Raw genomic sequence first — 17,006 nt, 5'->3', positions numbered from 1 at the left:
GACAGGTCAGACGCCGGTTTGATAGCCGGGGGCCGGCAGGCTCACGGCTCGCTGCTGCGATGCCAGTCCCAGCCCGACCGGGCGCGCCGGGTTGAAGCGCTTGGCGTTGGGGGCGGGCAGTGAGCCCAGGACCGGCAGGCCCAATGCGGCAACCGCATCTTCAGGATTGCGGACGCGGCGATCGCTCATTTCCATCAACAGCGCGACGCCGACGGCCAGCAACCCGCCCAGGAACACAGCCAGCAGCGTGTTCAGCAGGATCTTGGGGCTGCTGTGCTTGGTCGGCGGCTGGGCCACGGTCAGCACGCTGGCGTAGCTCTGGGTGTTCTGGGCTTCCAGCGCGGACTGGTTCATGCGCGCCACCAGGTTGTCGTAGACGCGCTGCGCGTTCTCCACCTCACGCTGCAGCACCAGCCCTTCGTCGAGCACTGCCTTCATCTCCAGCATCTTGGTGCGCTGGGCATTCAGCGCTGCGCTGACCTGGCCTTCGCGCGCCTTGTTGATGTTGTTGCTGACGGCCACACCGCTGGTGACACGACGCGTCTCCAAATCGATCTTGCTGCGCAGCTCAGCGATGTTGGCGCGGGCTTCGACCACCTGCGGATGCTTGTCGCCCAGGCGCTGCGACAGCTCCTGCAGCTTGGCCTCGTTTCGCGTCAGGTCGGCCTTCAGGCCGCTGATCAGCGGGTTGTTCAGCACTTCCTGCAGGCGGTCGCTCTGGTCACCCCGGGCCTGGGCCTGGCGGCTGCTGCTCTCGGCCGAGATACCCTGCGACTGCGTCAGCTGGCTGCTCAGCTCGGCAAGACGTGCGGCCTCGACGTCCAGACGCTCATTGGTGACGATGATGCCCTTGTCCTGCTGGAAGGCCGACAGGCGCTGCTGCGAGCGCTCGAGCGATTCGCGGGCTTCCTTGGTCTGGGCCTGGAAGAAGCTGTTGAACTGCTTGGCCGGATCGGCGCGCAACTCCAGCGTCGTGGCGATGTAGGCCTGGGCAAAGGCATTGGCCAAGCCCGCAGCGAATTGCGGCGACGGGCTCTTGTAATCGATGCTGATGACGTTGCTCTGCAGGCTGGGCTTCACATCCAGGAAACTATGCAGGAACTGGATCAGGTACTGCTCGAATGTGCCCTCGCCCTGGGTCTCCGTTTGCCACTGCTCGCGAATGGCGGCGTTGTCCATCAGCTTGAGATCTCGGATCACCCTCTGGGCGACCCGATCACTCAACAGGATATCTACCTGTGTGGCCATAAAGCCCGGAGTCGTCAGGCCGGGGAACATGGTGGCCGACACCGGATCGGGCTTGATGTCGATCACGACGCTGGCCGTGCCCTGGTACTGCTTGGGCAGCAGCAGACTCACAGCCACGGTGCTCGCCACGACCACGGCAAACACCACCAGCGCCGCCCACTTGCGCGCACGCAGGATCGACAAAAACTGTGCAAACGTCATTCCCAACTCCATTTATCCGCCGGCCCTGGCCTGGCGCGGTTCAAGATCAGAACAAGCTCTCGCGCACGTAGACCACGTCGCCGTCCTTAATCTGCTCGTCCATCACGGGCTGCACGATCTGCACCTTGCCGTCAGCACCCTTGCGGTGCACGCGGATGCCGCGTTCGGTACCGCGCTGGTTCAGGCCACCGCCAGCGGCGAGCACCTGCAGCAGCGTCATGTCGCGCTCCAGCCGCATGGGGCCGGGCCGCTGCACTTCACCGTAGATATAGACCAGCGGCGAGCGGTCGACCCAGAGCACGTCGCCGTTCTGGATCAGCACGTCGTTGGCGCGGTTCTGGTCGGCGCTGAAGACGGTAGGCAGGTCGATCTCGACGCGGAAGGGCTTGCCGTTGCGCGTGCCGCTGAGCACCAGCAGGTCGCCGCCGGTGCTGGCCACGCCGCCGGCCGTGGCCAGCAGGTCGGTCAGGCGCATGTCGGCCGTCTCGATGGGGTAGCGGCCCGGGCGGTTGACCTGGCCCAGCACGCTGGCCTGGTTGCCCTTGACCTGCAGCAGCGTTAGCGTGACCTGCGGTTGCTTGACGAAGTTGCCGCTCTTCAAACCGTCTGCGATGAGCTTCTCAGCCGCGCTGATGCCCAGACCGCCGATGCGCACATTGCCCAGCAGCGGAAAGCTGACGACGCCGGACTCGGAAACGCGGGTCTCGAGCGTCAGGTCGGGGTTCTGGTAGACCAGGATGCGCACGACGTCGCCGGCACCCAGGCGGTACTCGGCGGAGGCCGTGGCGGCGCCCGCTTGCGCCTGGGCGCCCAGGGAGCACAGCCCCAGGACGGCCGCGAAGAACAGTTGGAAGAAGCGCATCTTCATCATTTCAAGCCCATGCCCTTGGAGATCGAAGCAGGATCCAGGCCACTGGCGGCCGGCGCGGGCGCGGCGGCCTCGGAGGCAGCAGGCGCGACCGGGGCAACAGGCGCGGCCGACGGCGCAGGAGCGCTGGCCGCAGCTTCGGCGAACTTGCCGACGTATTCGATCTTGGAGCCGTCGCGCAGCGCCTTGATGTCCTTCTGCACCACCTCGGCCTTGCGCTGGTTCAGCAAGAAGGCTTCGATGGCCGGGCGGGCACGGGCCTCGTCGACCGGCTGGCTGCGCGAGCCGACCAGGAACAGCACCGTCAGCCCGGTGGGGCTGGGGCTGACCATGGAGTCGCCGTCCTTCATGCGGGCGATGTTGTCCAGGCTGGCCAGCGGCAGTTGCTCGGCGGCGCGCACGGCCTGGTTGCCGGCGAAGCGGAAATCGTTGGCCTTCAGGAACTCGGCGAACTCGTTCAGGCTCTTGGCCTCGGCCAGCTTGGCACGCAGCACGGCGAACTGCTCAGGCTTGGCCTCGATCTGCAGTTCCTGCAGGCTGTAGACGCGGCGGTCCTTGAAGAGGGCCGGCTTCTCGTTGTAGTACTTGGCGATCTCGTCGCTGGCGGGCTTGGCAACGCTCTCACCAACGCGCTCGACGTAGGCGCGGGCGATGATTTCGCGCTTGGCGGCCTCGATTTGCTGCACCACGCGCGGGTCGCGGTCGAGCTTCTGCTCCTGGGCCTTCTGGACGGCGAGCTCCTGATCGATCAGGCGCTCCAGCACCTGGCGGCTCGCGGCCTCGGCCTGCTCGGGCTTGAGGCCCGGCTGGCGCTGCAGCACGAAGTTGATCTGATGGACGGTGATCTCTTCCTTGTTGACCTTGGCGGCCGTCTGGGAAGCCTTGTCACCCTTGTCACCACCACCACAGGCCGCCAGCAGCACGGCAGCCGCCACGGCTGCCAGCAACGAAACGCGGGGGTTGATCAGTCGCTTTGCCATCTTTTCGATGTCCTTGTTGTGCGTAGAAGGGGTCCGGGCCCTAGGGAACGAACGAGTGTAGCGGCCGGATATGTCGCTTCTATGGGGGCCTTGTCCCGCATAAAAGTGGGTCGAACCCGCGGTTAGAGCGGATTCAAGGGACAAGTTCCCTCACCCCCCGCGTCTGCGGGGGAGGACAAAGGAGAAAGCGAAAAATGCGGCCCCGGAGGGGCCTGGGCCAGCTCAGGCGATCAGCACTTGATGCCGGCGTGCAGGGCCACGATGCCCGCACTGAGGTTGTGCACGTCCACGTGCCCGAAGCCGGCCGTCTTCATCATGGCCTTGAGCGTGGCCTGGTCGGGGTGCATGCGGATGGACTCGGCCAGGTACTTGTAGCTCTCGGCGTCGCCGGCGAACAGCGAGCCCAGCTTGGGCAGGATGTTGAAGGAATACCAGTCGTAGGGCTTGCGCAGCGGCTCGGCGATGCGGGAGAACTCCAGCACCAGCAGCCGGCCACCCGGCTTGAGCACGCGGCACATCTCGGCCAGGGCCAGGTCCTTGTGCGTCATGTTGCGCAGGCCGAAAGCGACGCTGACGAGGTCGAAGCTCTCGCTCTTGAAGGGCAGCTTTTCGGCGTCGGCCAGGCTGGTGGGCAGGATGAGGCCTTCGTCCAGCAGCCGGTCACGGCCCTGGCGCAGCATGGCCTCGTTGATGTCGGTGTGCACGACCACGCCGCTCTCGCCCACCTTGCGGGCGAAGGCGCGGGACAGGTCGCCCGTGCCGCCGGCGATGTCCAGCACGCGCTCGCCCGGCTTAAGGTTGGCGACCTGCACGGTGTAGGCCTTCCAGGCCCGGTGCAGGCCGGCCGACATCAAGTCGTTCATCAAGTCGTACTTGGACGCGACGGAGTCGAAGACGCCACGGACCTTGGTCGCCTTTTCAGATTCGTCGACCGTGCTGAAACCGAAGTGGGTTTGGCTCATGGCAAGTGTTCAGTGTGAGTGGCAGCTGCCGCCGCCCTTGACCGGCATGGCATCGTCGCGGCCCTTGCCGGCGGCGGCCAGGCGGGCTTCGTAGTCGCGCCACAGCGTGTCCTGCTGGCTGCCGAGCTTGTAGAGATAGTCCCAGGTGAACAGGCCGCTGGCGTGGCCATCACTGAACTCGGGGCGCACCGCGTAGTGCCCGACGGGCTCCAGGCCCGTGATGACGACATCGCGCTTGCCGGTCTGCAGCACCTCCTGGCCGGGGCCGTGGCCCATGACCTCGGCCGAGGGGCTGTAGACGCGCATCAGCTCGAACGGGATGCGGTGGCGGGCGCCGTCGTCGAAGGCAATCTCCAGCACGCGGGATTGCTGGTGGACGGTGATCTCGGTGGGCACGGGCATGGCGCGAAGTGTAGGCGGCGCACGCGGCAAGGCATCAACAACTACGAAGCGACTCGCCCTGTTTATGTTTCCCGAAAACTTCGTTCAGGCGTAGTTGCATAGGGCATTCAAAAAATCGATAGGCAAGCACACCAATCACGGTGCAGAGGAGCACCATCAGAATTGCAAATACCCAAGGACCAACATTTAGTCCAAGCTCGTAAATTACTCGTGCTGCGGGCCCCATTACAAAGCCGTGGATCAAATAGGTGCTATAGGACCCATCACCCGCAGCAACAACACTCCGCCGAACCACCCGCGCCGCACCAAACCCACTTCCGACATAAGGTTTGACACACACATACACCAGCGCAAAGCAGACCGTCACCTCCAGCAAGGTCACGCCTATAGACCGTGGGCTCCCGATCGCGTCAAGGCCGAAAACTGCAGCCGGAACCGCGAAGCCAAACAGGATTCCCAGCATCGCCAGGATTCCGACCACAAATGTGGGTGCCGAAGGTCCATGCGCGTTGTCGCGCTGCGTCAGCGATGCGACGGCCATCCCGGCGAGAAAAAATAGCAGCACCGAATCCGCCATCAAACCCCACGCGGTATCGCCTGGCTGGTAGTTTTGGGGCGCCACGTCAAACAGGCGTGCTGTCAGCAAGGCTGCGAACGCCCCCCCAACAACTACGAACCGCCACTTCTGCGTCAACCCAAGTGACGCGCATAGCACAGCGTAAAACAACATCTCGAAGTTCAAAGTCCACCCCGCGCCCAGCACAGGCCTGATCTGACCGCTCGCGTCGGCGAAAGGGATAAAGAACAGGGACCGTGCGACATCCATTAGGGTGGGCGAATCACCCCCCATTGCAAGCTTTGCAGCGTAAATGAGGGTTACCGCCCAATACAAGGGAACGATTCGAATCAGGCGACGGCGAGCAAAGAAACTGGCTGAATCCCACCCCGGATCAAGGGAAGCAGTGGATTTATAAATGATGAATCCGCTGATGCAGAAGAAGAGTTTGACGCCAAATGCCGCCAAGTCGTAATGCAGCCCAACCCCCGAAATCGGGTCGACGGGGGAAACCTTCTCCGCGTATGTATAAAAAGAGTGAAGCAGGACAACGAGCGCTGCGGCAATAGCACGCAATGCCTGCAGCACCTCCAAACGCCCTGAACTGGCTGATCCCACCGTCGCCCTCCGTGATTCGCCGACCTAGCACCAGCCTGCACCAATCAGTCTAGGGGCTAGCCCGTACAGCGCTTCGCTTACATCAGGGGATAGGAAAACCTTAGGAAATCTGCCAGCCGAGCCCCTGTAACATTTAATTACTGGGGGATTGACAGTGAGTGAGTTTGTCATTTTTTTCTTGTTGATCTCGATCATGGTCGGCTGGGCTGCCGTATTGATCTGGCATGTATGCGAGCGGCGAAAGCGAAAGATGCGAGGGGAACAAGAAGAAGAGGTGGAAAGCTGGATCTGATGGATACCTGCTGATCGCTGCGAGATACGGTCGACGCACGCCGCACGGCTGTCCGGCCATCGCTTCCGGCAGAGGTTGTGATGGCGGGGCGCACGAGCTGAGCCCCGGTTTGACGCCCAAGCTTCCAGCTGACCCTGGGAGGAGTTAGGCGCTCTAATCTCCGGCTCTCCCTGACTCTGCGCACCACCCCCATGCCCAGCTTTCCCCGCCACCGCCTGGCCCTCGCAGCGACCCTGCTCGGCCTGGCAGCCAGCAGCCCTGCCCTCGACCTGAGCAGCCTGTCCAAGGACGTCAAGCCCTGCGACGACTTCTATGCCTTCGTCAACGGCAATTGGGAGGCCGCAGCCGAGATCCCGGCCAGCCGCGCCCGCATCGGCAGCTTCGAGCAGCTGCGCCAGGCCAACGAAGAGTTGCTGAACCGCGCACTCAAGGAGCTGGCCGACAAGCCGGCGCTGCAGACGACGCCCGGCCTGAAGCTCATCGCCAGCTACTACGCCGCCGGCATGGACGAAGCCGCCATCGAGGCGCGCGGCCTGACGTCGGTCGCGCCGCTGCTCAACCGCATCGACACGCTGCAGCGCCGTGAAGACCTGCCGGCCCTGCTGGCACTGCTGTCACGCGCAGGCGTGGCCGCACCGCTGGCTTACGCCGTGCAGCCCGACCGCAAGGACACGCGGCGCAATGTGCTGGCGCTGAGCCAGGCCGGGCTGGGCCTGCCGGACCGCGACGACTACTTCCGCAGCGACGAACGCACGCGCAGCATCACCGCGGCCTACCGCGTGTTCGCCAAGACGGTGCTCGGCGCCTCCGGCCGCCCGGCGGGTGACGCCGAGCTGGACGCGCTGCTGGCCTTCGAGACCCAGCTGGCCGAGGTCTCGCGGGAACGCACCAAGCTGCGCGACCCCAACGCGAACTACAACCCTTTTGCACCGGCCGAGCTGGCCGTTGCCGCCCCGGGGTTTGACTGGCAGGGCTATCTCGCCGTGCTGACCGCTGGCGCCAAGCAGCCGCAGCGCCTGCTGGTCGGCCAGCCGGAGTTCGCGACCCGCGTTGCCAAGCTGGCGGCCGAGACGCCGCTGGAGGTCTGGCGCAGCTACCTGGCCCTGCGCGTGCTGGACACGACGGCGCCACGCCTGCCCAAGGCCTATGCCACGGCGGCCTTCGAGTACCGCGGCAAGGCCCTCACCGGGCTGCAGGCGCCGCCGCCGCGCAGCGAGAGCGTCATCCAGCAGATCGGCGGCCGCACGGGCGGCGAGCCGGTGGCGCTGGCCCTGGGCGAGCTGTTCGTCGCCCGCGCCTTCTCTCCCGAGGCGCAGCGGCGCTCGGTGCAGCTGGTGGAAGACATCCGCGCCAGCATGAAGGAGCGCATCGACAAGCTGGAGTGGATGACGCCGCCCACCAAGGCCCGCGCCCAGGAAAAACTCGCGCGCATGCAGCCCATGATCGGCGCGCCGGAGAAGTGGCCGCAGTACGAGGGCCTGCAGCTGAGCAGCAACGACTACGCCGGCAACTGGCTGAAGGTGGCGCTGTGGCACAGCGGCCAGCAGATGAAGGACCTGGATGCCCCGGTCGATCGCGGCCGCTGGCGCACCAGCCCGCACATCGTCAATGCCTTCGCCGGCGGGCTCAACCAGATCATCTTCCCGGCCGGCATCCTGCAGCCGCCCTTCTTCTCCGCATCAGCCGACGACGCCAGCAACTACGGTGGCATCGGCATGGTCATCGGCCACGAGATCACCCACCACTTCGACGACAGCGGCCGCAACTTCGACGCGGGCGGCTCGCTGGCGGACTGGTGGACGCCCCTGGATGCCGCCGGCTACAAAGCGCGCGCCGACAAGGTGGCCGAGCGCTACGGCGCCATCTCGCCTTTGCCCGGCTACAGCATCAACGGCCGGCTGACGCTGGGCGAGAACATCTCCGACCTCTCCGGCCTGCCAATCGCGTTCGAAGGCCTGCAGCGCGCGCTCAAGCGCGGCGGCGCTGCTGCCGCCAAGCCGGTGGACGGCTACACACCGGCGCAGCGCTTCTTCCTCAGCAACGCCCTGGTCTGGCGCACCAAGGTGAGGACGGAATTCCTCATCAACCAGCTGCGCACCGACTCGCATTCGCCGGCCAAGTACCGCGTGCTGACGCCGATGAGCAATTCGGCGTACTTCGCGCAGGCGTTCAGCTGCAAGCCTGGCAGTGCGATGGTGGCAAGCGATCCGCTGACGGTGTGGTGAGCGTGGGTTGAAGACCCCCGGCAGCGACGTACCCTGCCGGGCGAACCTCCTCCAAGACCACGAGCACCGGCAACAAGGACAGCTGCAGTCGCGCCTGTCGGTGCGAATCCACCACCTGACCGCCGCAGGCTGCAACAGCCCGAAGCAGCATGCGGAGCCGCCCGGTTCAACGCCTGCGGGCAAGGTCAATCGCCAATCAGGCGATCGTGTCTATCGCTCATCGCCGCCCGTCAGATCTGTTCTGGGCTCTGAGTTTTACGGCTTCGCTCAAGACATCACGCTTTGGCACGGCGAGCAGCCGCTGGTCTTCCAACCGACGCCGCGAGGCCGCCATCTGCTCGCACAGAGTGGCTTTCGCGCGCTTGAAATGGCGGGCCACGAACGCTGCGGAACACAGCTCCGACTGAACGGCGAGGCCGGCTACCAGCGCCCTGGCTCTCGCGCCCTGCGAGCCGCCAAGCTTTGCCAGGCACTGCCCGTCACGCAGACCTAGCTTCAAGGCTACCCACCGCTCAAGCAGCTTGATGGCGCCATCAATACCTTCCGAGCCACCGGCGGCAACGAAGGCCGCTGCAACGCCGTCGACCTCTCGCACAAGCGGTGACGCCGCGTTCGCGGACCCAATCGCGAGAGCCAGGCCATGGGACAGCTCCCATTCACGGAGCTCGACAGCCGGCGGGCGACCTCGGATCACCGACCGCATCGCCATGCGGGCTTCATGCACCGTCTCGCCGAAGGTGCTTGCCAGCGCCTTCGCATCGAAGTCCTTCGTGCGCTCCAGACCGAGGGACATCCGCAACGAGGACCTGGTGTAGTAGGTCGGTCTGGCGCAAAGGCCGACAGCGACTGGTCGCCAGGCCAACATCCGCACCTCGCGTCGCAGCATGTCAGCCGCGGGAACCTCGTGGGCGTGATACCGGCCAGCAAACACCGGTCCGCGCGTCCGATCGATGTCGCGCACCCATCTGGATACGAGGTTGGCGACCGCGCGCGCGATGGTTCCGGGACCGGCACTTGCAGGAAGCCGGCACAGCACGTGAATCTCAGTCGGCATCAGAAGATAGAGCAGCAGCGCTCGTTCCCGCGGCTCATGCGCAGCGAACAGACGATCGCGAATCCGGTCCACCATGGATGGGTCCACCAACAGGTTCCGCCCCTTGGCGGCCTGCCAGCAGATGTGCCACGTCCTCGGTCCGTCTTCAGCTGAAACAGACGTCTCCATCCCTCTATGACGTTTCAGCCCCGCAAAAGACACAGTAGAAATTTCGGACCACCACCAAAAACGTTCGGTCTCGGGGTCGCGAATCGACTGCGGCAGGCGGCCCGCCCACCGTCTGCGTAAGAGGCCAAAGGCGGCGTCCAACCCCGCACCGACGCCACGCTGGCTGCGCATGATGCGCAGAGCCCCGGTGCGCAGGCTCGAGATTTCGCACCGGGGCAGCTTGGCAATCGAGTTGGCCAAGAACCCCTGCAAAGGCGCCGAACATGCCGACCGGCGCATCTCAAAAGTCGATGTCCGTCGGCGCAGCCGGGACGCTGGAGCAGCACAGGCGCATCCAGCCCGAACGCTTCAACTGACCGGCACAAACCATTGCGCGACTGAACCCGCCCCTCCTATCTTTGGTTCGCCAGCGGCATCCGCCGAGGGCAATTCGGACCTCAACCACTGAAGGAGAACGTCATGAACGAAGCACCGCAACTGGAACTGGTCGACCTGGGCGACGCCAAGGAAGAAACCAAGGGCGATCCGCAGAACAACCGCCTGGAAGAGAACTCGGTCATCAAGTTCCGCGAGTGACGCCTGATCGGCGCCGCGGCGTGTAGCAACGATGGCACGCCGCGCAGGATCACCATGTCCAACGCAGCAACACCCCAGCAGAACCTTCGGCTTGCCGATCATGTGCGCGGGTGTCATGTCGACGGGCAGGTGATCCTGCTTGATCTCAGGCGCGACCGGTACATTGGCGTTGGCGGTGCGCTGATGCCGGCGTTGTCAGCCCGAATCGCTGACTGGCCGCTTGGCACGTCAGGGACGGAGGGCGAAACGAGCGGCAGAGAAGTCGACACTTGGATCGACCACATGAGGCAGCAAGGCATGCTTGCCAGCGCCTCGACGGCGATGCACCATCGAATCGGCATTCCCGAGCCTCAACACAGCCTTGCGGCCTTCAACGAACCGGCGCGACATGGCGTGCAATGGCGACGAGCGGCCAGCATTGCCAACGCGACACTCGCAGTTGGACACTGGCTCAGGCATCTGCACCTCGCGGAGATCGTCGTTCGGGTCGAACGCCTACGGTCAACCGAACCCTCAGAACCAACGGACTTGTCGCGAGAGCAACTACAGGGCGCGGCACACTGGTATTTGCGCACACGTCCCCTGGTGATGTCGTCTCACGACGAGTGCCTGCGCGATTCGCTGATCATGCTTCGGTTCCTGTCATCGGAAGGTCTCTATCCGCGCTGGGTCATCGGCGTTCGAACACGGCCCTTCGGAGCCCATTCCTGGCTTCAGGCCGGCTCTCTCGTGCTCAACGACCTCCACGAGACCGTGCGGGGCTACACCCCGATCCTCGTGGTTTGACTTCCATGTTCCGGTACATCGCATTCGGCTGGATATCGACAAGCGAGGGCCAGGCGAGCTCCGCTCGTCACCTCGAAGCATCCCTCCAACCGCGTGAGGGTTGGAGCCGCGTCTTCTCATCCCAGGGACTGCGCGTCTACGCTGCCGGCTCAGCTTTCGGCGTGAACGAAGTCCACACTTTCCCATCGCGCCGGGGCGTCGTCCTCGGGCGACTTTTCCGCCGAGCCGAGGTAGACGGCAGCGGCAACCGCGAGTTCCAGATCAGCGATGACGAGGACGATTGCATCGTCAGGACGGATGGACGCGCCCTGATCGACCACTTCTGGGGACGTTGGATTGCCTTCCTGCCCTCGTGGACCGGTGAGAGTCGCGTGCTTCGCGATCCCGGCGGCGCGCTCCCCTGCTACCAGTTGCAGCTCGACGGCATCACGATCACGTTCTCGTCCCTGGAAGACGTGCTCGCCTTGCTCGGAATGCCGGCACCGCCCGTGAACTGGGATGCGGTGATGGCTGCCCTCGTGTTCCGCCAACTCGGTGGACGTGAGACCGCATTGGCCGGCGTGACGCAGGTGTTGGCAGGTGAACTGACTCCGTGCACGCCTTCAAGCTCTGAGCCGAAGTTGCTCTGGAGCGCAGCCAATATCGCGCGCAAGCCCGTAGACCCCGCACAAGAAGTCGCCGCGGCCATGCTGCGTGACACCACGACGCAGTGTGTGAGTGCCTGGACGTCGTGCCACGACACGATCTTGCTCAGACTATCGGGCGGGCTCGACTCGGCGATCCTGCTGGGCAGCATGCTCAAGGAGCACTCGGCTGCTCGTATTGCCTGCCTCAACTACCACTCGCCAGGCTCAGATAGCGACGAGCGCGAGTACGCGCGCATCGCTGCTGCCCGCGTTGGCTGCCGGCTCATCGAGCGGCGTCGTGACGACGACTTCCATCTCAGCGAAGTTCTTCATCCCGCGCGCGAACCTGTGCCAAGCAACCACCTCGGACGCTTGGGATCAGACCGCATCGACGCGCAGACTGCGCAGGCCGTCGGGGCGCGCGTCATGTTCACGGGTGCCGCCGGCGACCAGCTGTTTCAGGAGATCCGCAACACTTGGCCAGCCGCCGACTACCTGCAGCTCCGGGGGGTAGATCGAGGTTTCCCTCAAGCCGTGTTGGATGCTGCGCGTCTGGGACGCGTGTCATTCTGGCGGGCCCTTCAACTTGCCATTCGAGATCGACTTGCAAAGCACGATCCGGTCTCAGGAATCGGTCAGTACATCAGCCTGGTACCCAGTGCAATCGTCGCGGAAACACTTCGTCAGGCGCCGCGCTTCGTTCATCCCGAGCTTTTGGGCGCATCCGATCTTCCGATCGGCAAGCTGTTTCAGGTTCGGAACCTGATCTGCCCGGTCGAGTACTACAACCCCTATCGGCGCGACACCTCACCCGAGGCAGTCCACCCCTTGATCTCCCAGCCGCTCCTGGAACTCTGCCTGACGTTGCCGACCTATCTGCTGACTCGCGGCGGCAAGGGTCGCGCGCTGGCGCGGGAGGCGTTCGCAGACCGGATTCCACCGGAAATCGCAAGACGCCGTTCCAAGGGCGGAATCGATGAGCATGCGACCGCCGTCCTGCAGCGAAGCCTGCCGCTGGCCAGGGAGATCCTGCTGGATGGACAGCTGATCCGTCGAGGCCTGCTGGACCGCGAGCGGGTCGAGGCAGCGCTGACGGGAAGACCATCGACAAGCGGCGCCTACGTCGCAGAAGTTCACTGCTGCTTTGCGGCCGAAGCGTGGTTAAGCCAGGTGCTCGGTAGCACCGCCGCCACGATGCCCTGAACGGCCGGTTCGCTGTGCCCACCCGCTGGACACTTCGCCCCCTGATGCTGCTCCTGGCGAAAGCCATGGACAAACGCCTGCGCATGTACATCGCCGCTACCGCCGGGTTGGCCATCCTCGGAGGCGCCATGGCTGCCCTCGCGCCTCTCGCGTTGAAGCACCTTGTCGATGGCGCAGCCGGCAGCGCTGCCGTGAGCGGAATTTCCTTGACCTCTGTCATGGTGCCGGGCGCCATCTACATTGCCGTCTTGTGCGGGAACAGGCTCATTGGGGATGTCCGGCCTGTCCTCGTCAACGAGGTTGAGCAGCGCCTGATGAAGGCGCTCCGGCGACGGTTTGTCGAGCATGTCCTGCGCCTACCTTTGGCCAGCTTGCTGCGCCAGCGCAGCGGCGAGCTGCAACACAGTCTCGATCTGGGCATCACGGGAGCCCAACTCCTGCTGACGCATCTCATCAGCACCTGTGTTCCGGTCGCTGTGGAACTCACGGTCATGACAATGGTCCTTGTCCAGCTGGGTCAACCTGTCTTGATCGTGCTGTTTGGCTTGACTGCAGTCGGCTACCTCGCTGTGTTTGCGGTGGGCTCCATGCGGATCACTCGACGCATCAGCGCTGTCACCGACGCGAGCATCGCCGTGCACGGGCAACTCGCCGACAGCTTGACCAACGTAGAGACGCTGCGCTGCTTCGGTGCAGAAAGCGCTGCCGAAGAGGCGCTGACGCGAGCATCTTCAAGGTTGCTCGGCGCTTGGCGGGGCTACCACCGCGTGAGTACCGGGACGGCGCTCTGCGCGACGTTGATCTTTGGAGTCTCGCTCACCGCCTGCATAGCCACTGCCGCCGGCAGCGTTGTAAGCGGGTCGCTGAGCATCGGTGGCCTGGTCCTCAGCAGCGTCTACCTGCTACAGATGATGCGCCCGCTGGAGATCATTGGTTCCGCCGCAAGAGATCTGGCGCGCGCTTTCGGATTCGTACAGCCTCTGCTGCATGTGCTGCGTGAGCAGACTGAGCCTGGCCACAATGCCGAAACGACCTCTACCCCCGGACGACAGCGCTCAGCACCCTGCATCCGATTCGAAGGGTTGACCTTCGGCTACGAGCCCGGGCGCCCCGTGATCCGTGAGCTGGACCTTGAGATCCCAGCGGGCAGCACCACGGCGATCGTGGGCCCCAGCGGCTCCGGAAAGTCGTCGTTGATCCGATTGATGCTGCGGCTCTACGCACCCCAGTCAGGCCGCATCTTGCTGGACGGCTGCCCGATCGACGCCCTTGGGGTTGCCGATCTGCGGTCGAGCATCGCGCTGGTGCCCCAGGACACCCCTCTGCTTCACGCATCCATTGCGACGAACATCGCGTTAGGCAGGCAAAGCACAGAGCATGCCGACATCGAGCGGGCCGCCACTGCTGCACAGCTTGATCGGGTGGTCGAGTCGTTGCCGAGCCGGTACGCGACTGTCGTGGGTGAACGCGGGCTCAAGCTGTCAGGCGGTGAGCGCCAGCGTCTGGCGATCGCTCGGGCCCTGCTGCGCCAGTCGGCAATTTTTCTGCTGGATGAGCCCACATCCATGCTGGACAGCAAGACCGAATCTGCGGTCCTGCAGGCCATTCGCAAAGTCGCGGCGAACTCGACAACGCTGATCGTTGCGCACCGCCTGTCGACGGTCATGGATGCCGACGAGATCATTGTCCTGGATCACGGTCGTATCCTCGAGCGCGGGACACACACAAGCCTGCTTGCACAGGGCGGCCTGTACTGTCAGCTCTGGCGGCGCCAGATGGATGGGAACTCGGCGGGCCAAGAGCAGTAGCCGCCGCCAGGCGGTGGTCTCGACTGACTACCCGCCGGGTTGCAGTGCTGCTGTCAGCCAGCGCTCTTCAATGGGCACCTCGGGCGGCCGTCGTCGGCCTGCTTCAGAACGGCCATCTGGTCCCAAGCCTCATACTGCGCTCGCAACGAGGCCTGAGTTTCGGCGACCAGAAATGGCTCGTCGCGTTTTTCCCCCTGCAGCCAGAAGTTGAACCAGTCGACGTTGCCCTGCAGCGAGATCATGCGTTCGCTCGGCGTGGAGAGCCCATGGGTTCCGCTCGGGATGAGGATGAGATCCGCAGGCTTGTACTGTCGTCTCATCAGTGCGTAGATGTCCCAATAGTTGGATATCGCCCTTCCGTAAGTCTCAATGCGAAGCGCCGACCCTATGCAGTCGGTGTTCAGTGCGGGGTCGTTTGCCATCCAGCTCGAGAGCGTCGGACGCACAGGGATGCCGCCATTGATCATCTCCTTGTGCCACCATGTGTAGTCCGAGGACGCGTAGGTGATGGCGTATGAAAAGAGCGTGTCCGAATCGCCGTCCGCGATCGTTGCTGCTCGCATCGGGAGCCCCGAAAAGGTAATCAGGTTCATGACTTTCGCGCCCGTCGCGCTGAATCCGATGATGCCGACCCTGTCGGGGTCGACGCGCCCTTCCCTCACCAGCGCATCGACTGCCCCTTTTACGCCCTCATTGAAGATGCGATTCTCTTCAGCCGAGTTCTCGTTGCTGCCGTTCAGCGGCCAGTACCGCATCGCCAGAACAAGAACGCCTTCGCGAACGAACGCTCGGCCTGGATACGCGCTTGTATAACCCTGCGACCGCGAATTGGGTCCGTCCAGATAGAACGCATTGGGGCGGTAGAGGTAGGCCTGGATGACCAGGGGCAGTCTCTTCCCAGGCGATGCGTCTAGCGGTGGCAGAAGTCCGCCTTCCCATGACCGACCCTTGGCATCGAGCCACCGGTAGGTGGACACGGCACCCCAGGTCTTCGCATCGAACTGAGGATTGAAATTTGTGAGGCGAACGACCTGCCCGGCCGGGCCTGTGGCGACCACGTCGGGCGGTTCGTTGAGGGCTTGCTGAACCTCCAGCGACCACTTCGACTTCGCGACGAGCGCAACCGGAGCCACCTCGCGCCAACCACCGCCCTCTGCGCGCTGAAACTGCCGCGTCTTCGTGCCGTCCTCGACCTCGAGGCGGTCACCAACGCTGACCGCGCTCTTCAGCCGCCCGTTCAGTTTGGCGACGACGATCCAACGCCCGCTGTCCGGCCAGTACTCGATGACATGCGAGGCGGTAGAAGTTTGATCGGCAACCAGCGGAAGGTGGGTGCCAGCAAGCACGATGGACGATCCTGTGCCCAACCAAGCCTTGTCGCGGCGCGACTGCCCCCCTCCGGGCAGCGCATCATCCGGTGCATCCACGATGGTCTGGACATGTCCATCGTCGAGCCGCCACGCCACCATGCGTCTTGCCGTGAATGCCGTGGACCCGGTGAAGTAGCCCAACGGGTCGATCTTCATCGCCGGTCCGTGAACCCCGGTGATCTCGTCCAGCAACGGGTACTGCTGGCGCCAGGCCGGCCCTCGACTGGGCTCATACTTCGGCAGGATGGCCCACCGGCCGTCAGGGGAAATGTTGGCCATCGGCAAGCCGGCATTCGTGAGAAAAAATGGCTCGCCTAGCGGCCGTGGCGAAGGACCAGTTCCGACGTCTTCCACGTAGAAGCGAAACTTGCTGATCTGGTTCTTCAGGGGTTCCTGACCGTACAGCACCCCACGGGCCCACTGATTGCCAACCACGATGCTGCGTGCCCCGTCCTTCAGCGGTGGATTCGAAACGAGCGCGACGTAGACCAGGCGCTTGAGGTCGCCAGAGGCGGCAAACGACCAGATCGGCATCGGCGAATGGGTGAGCTGGGCGACCTGGCGAGTCGACAAGTTCAGGCTGTAGACCTGGAAGATTTCATCGTGGATCTTTGCGCGGAACACCAGCGTTTGGTCGCCGGCCCACTGGACCTCCGCCAAGGCTGGATAACCACTGTCTTCGTCGAACTTTGCATCGAAGGAGAACACGACCTCGGTAGCGGACGGTCGCCCCTGCGCGAGCCGTTGAGGCTCGAGATCCAGCATCACGATTTCGTAGCGGTTGCAGTCTGATGCCACGTCGGCCTTCCTCGTGACGACAAACGCGCGCCTGCCGTCGGGCGAGGTTTGTCTGCGCAGCGCTTCAGCATCATTTGCGAGTGGCTGGACGATCTTCTTGAACTCGACGACGTCGCGGACGGAAGGCCCAGCGGCTCCTGCGGCCGCGACGGGAGCGACCGCTGATGCCAGCAGGGCAAGCAAAGTCGCAAAGAAATAGAAACGCATATCGGAGAACTTCTGAGTCAAGGCGCGGCCCGCCCCCGCGAAGGGGGCGGGGGGCACA

At 64.3% G+C, this 17,006-nt stretch carries 12 protein-coding genes; 4 read left to right on the top strand and 8 right to left on the bottom strand.

Going from position 1 to position 17,006, the window contains the following annotated elements:
- Positions 1-6 precede the first annotated feature (6 nt).
- From epsF to ACG00Y_RS19555, 6 genes are all read right to left on the bottom strand, one after another.
- Positions 7-1,449 (bottom strand): chain length determinant protein EpsF, encoded by a 1,443-nt coding sequence (gene epsF, locus ACG00Y_RS19580; protein ID WP_394481751.1) that lies wholly within the window; start codon positions 1,447-1,449, stop codon positions 7-9.
- Between the two features lie 46 nt (positions 1,450-1,495).
- Positions 1,496-2,311: a polysaccharide export protein EpsE gene (gene epsE, locus ACG00Y_RS19575; protein WP_394481749.1), complete on the bottom strand. Its 816-nt coding sequence runs from the start codon at positions 2,309-2,311 to the stop codon at positions 1,496-1,498.
- 5 nt (positions 2,312-2,316) lie between these two features.
- Positions 2,317-3,297, bottom strand: a complete 981-nt coding sequence (locus tag ACG00Y_RS19570; RefSeq protein ID WP_394481747.1) for an EpsD family peptidyl-prolyl cis-trans isomerase — start codon at positions 3,295-3,297, stop codon at positions 2,317-2,319.
- A gap of 230 nt (positions 3,298-3,527) precedes the next feature.
- Positions 3,528-4,259: a bifunctional demethylmenaquinone methyltransferase/2-methoxy-6-polyprenyl-1,4-benzoquinol methylase UbiE gene (ubiE, locus tag ACG00Y_RS19565; protein WP_394481745.1), complete on the bottom strand. Its 732-nt coding sequence runs from the start codon at positions 4,257-4,259 to the stop codon at positions 3,528-3,530.
- A gap of 9 nt (positions 4,260-4,268) precedes the next feature.
- Complete coding sequence (locus tag ACG00Y_RS19560; RefSeq protein WP_394481743.1) at positions 4,269-4,661, bottom strand: gamma-butyrobetaine hydroxylase family protein; 393 nt, start codon at positions 4,659-4,661, stop codon at positions 4,269-4,271.
- 34 nt (positions 4,662-4,695) lie between these two features.
- Positions 4,696-5,835 (bottom strand): acyltransferase family protein, encoded by a 1,140-nt coding sequence (locus ACG00Y_RS19555; protein ID WP_394481741.1) that lies wholly within the window; start codon positions 5,833-5,835, stop codon positions 4,696-4,698.
- Positions 5,836-6,318: 483 nt separating this feature from the next.
- Here ACG00Y_RS19555 and ACG00Y_RS19550 point away from each other — a divergent pair, with 483 nt between their 5' ends.
- On the top strand, positions 6,319-8,352 hold the full coding sequence (locus ACG00Y_RS19550) for a M13 family metallopeptidase (RefSeq protein ID WP_394481739.1): 2,034 nt from the start codon (positions 6,319-6,321) through the stop codon (positions 8,350-8,352).
- Between the two features lie 217 nt (positions 8,353-8,569).
- Here ACG00Y_RS19550 and ACG00Y_RS19545 read toward each other — a convergent pair whose 3' ends face one another.
- The gene (locus tag ACG00Y_RS19545) at positions 8,570-9,814 is read right to left on the bottom strand and encodes a transposase (protein ID WP_394481738.1); all 1,245 of its coding nucleotides are present in this window, start codon (positions 9,812-9,814) and stop codon (positions 8,570-8,572) included.
- Between the two features lie 390 nt (positions 9,815-10,204).
- Here ACG00Y_RS19545 and ACG00Y_RS19540 point away from each other — a divergent pair, with 390 nt between their 5' ends.
- Genes ACG00Y_RS19540 through ACG00Y_RS19530 form a run of 3 tightly spaced genes read left to right on the top strand, consistent with a single transcriptional unit; the run spans position 10,205 to position 14,573 of the window.
- On the top strand, positions 10,205-10,936 hold the full coding sequence (locus ACG00Y_RS19540; RefSeq protein ID WP_394481736.1) for a lasso peptide biosynthesis B2 protein: 732 nt from the start codon (positions 10,205-10,207) through the stop codon (positions 10,934-10,936).
- Between the two features lie 5 nt (positions 10,937-10,941).
- Complete coding sequence (locus ACG00Y_RS19535; RefSeq protein WP_394481734.1) at positions 10,942-12,765, top strand: asparagine synthase-related protein; 1,824 nt, start codon at positions 10,942-10,944, stop codon at positions 12,763-12,765.
- A gap of 44 nt (positions 12,766-12,809) precedes the next feature.
- Positions 12,810-14,573, top strand: coding sequence for an ABC transporter ATP-binding protein (locus ACG00Y_RS19530; RefSeq protein WP_394481732.1), 1,764 nt, complete (start codon positions 12,810-12,812; stop codon positions 14,571-14,573).
- A 53-nt stretch (positions 14,574-14,626) separates the two neighbouring features.
- On the opposite strand, the gene ACG00Y_RS19525 is transcribed toward ACG00Y_RS19530, so the two are convergent.
- Complete coding sequence (locus ACG00Y_RS19525) at positions 14,627-16,948, bottom strand: hypothetical protein (RefSeq protein WP_394481730.1); 2,322 nt, start codon at positions 16,946-16,948, stop codon at positions 14,627-14,629.
- Positions 16,949-17,006 lie beyond the last annotated feature (58 nt).

Origin of the sequence: Pelomonas parva (assembly GCF_043555835.1) — a bacterium.
Taxonomy (GTDB): Bacteria; Pseudomonadota; Gammaproteobacteria; order Burkholderiales; family Burkholderiaceae_C; genus Pelomonas; species Pelomonas parva.
This window is presented reverse-complemented; position numbering and strand designations above follow the sequence as displayed.

What these genes read in the sequence shown, in the direction of transcription:
- ACG00Y_RS19525 (WP_394481730.1), bottom strand. Translation starts at nt 16,948, where the DNA reads ATGCGTTTCTATTTCTTTGCGACTTTGCTTGCCCTGCTGGCATCAGCG.
- ubiE (WP_394481745.1), bottom strand. Translation starts at nt 4,259, where the DNA reads ATGAGCCAAACCCACTTCGGTTTCAGCACGGTCGACGAATCTGAAAAG.
- epsF (WP_394481751.1), bottom strand. Translation starts at nt 1,449, where the DNA reads ATGACGTTTGCACAGTTTTTGTCGATCCTGCGTGCGCGCAAGTGGGCG.
- ACG00Y_RS19560 (WP_394481743.1), bottom strand. Translation starts at nt 4,661, where the DNA reads ATGCCCGTGCCCACCGAGATCACCGTCCACCAGCAATCCCGCGTGCTG.
- ACG00Y_RS19535 (WP_394481734.1), top strand. Translation starts at nt 10,942, where the DNA reads ATGTTCCGGTACATCGCATTCGGCTGGATATCGACAAGCGAGGGCCAG.
- ACG00Y_RS19540 (WP_394481736.1), top strand. Translation starts at nt 10,205, where the DNA reads ATGTCCAACGCAGCAACACCCCAGCAGAACCTTCGGCTTGCCGATCAT.
- ACG00Y_RS19550 (WP_394481739.1), top strand. Translation starts at nt 6,319, where the DNA reads ATGCCCAGCTTTCCCCGCCACCGCCTGGCCCTCGCAGCGACCCTGCTC.
- epsE (WP_394481749.1), bottom strand. Translation starts at nt 2,311, where the DNA reads ATGCGCTTCTTCCAACTGTTCTTCGCGGCCGTCCTGGGGCTGTGCTCC.
- ACG00Y_RS19570 (WP_394481747.1), bottom strand. Translation starts at nt 3,297, where the DNA reads ATGGCAAAGCGACTGATCAACCCCCGCGTTTCGTTGCTGGCAGCCGTG.
- ACG00Y_RS19530 (WP_394481732.1), top strand. Translation starts at nt 12,810, where the DNA reads ATGCTGCTCCTGGCGAAAGCCATGGACAAACGCCTGCGCATGTACATC.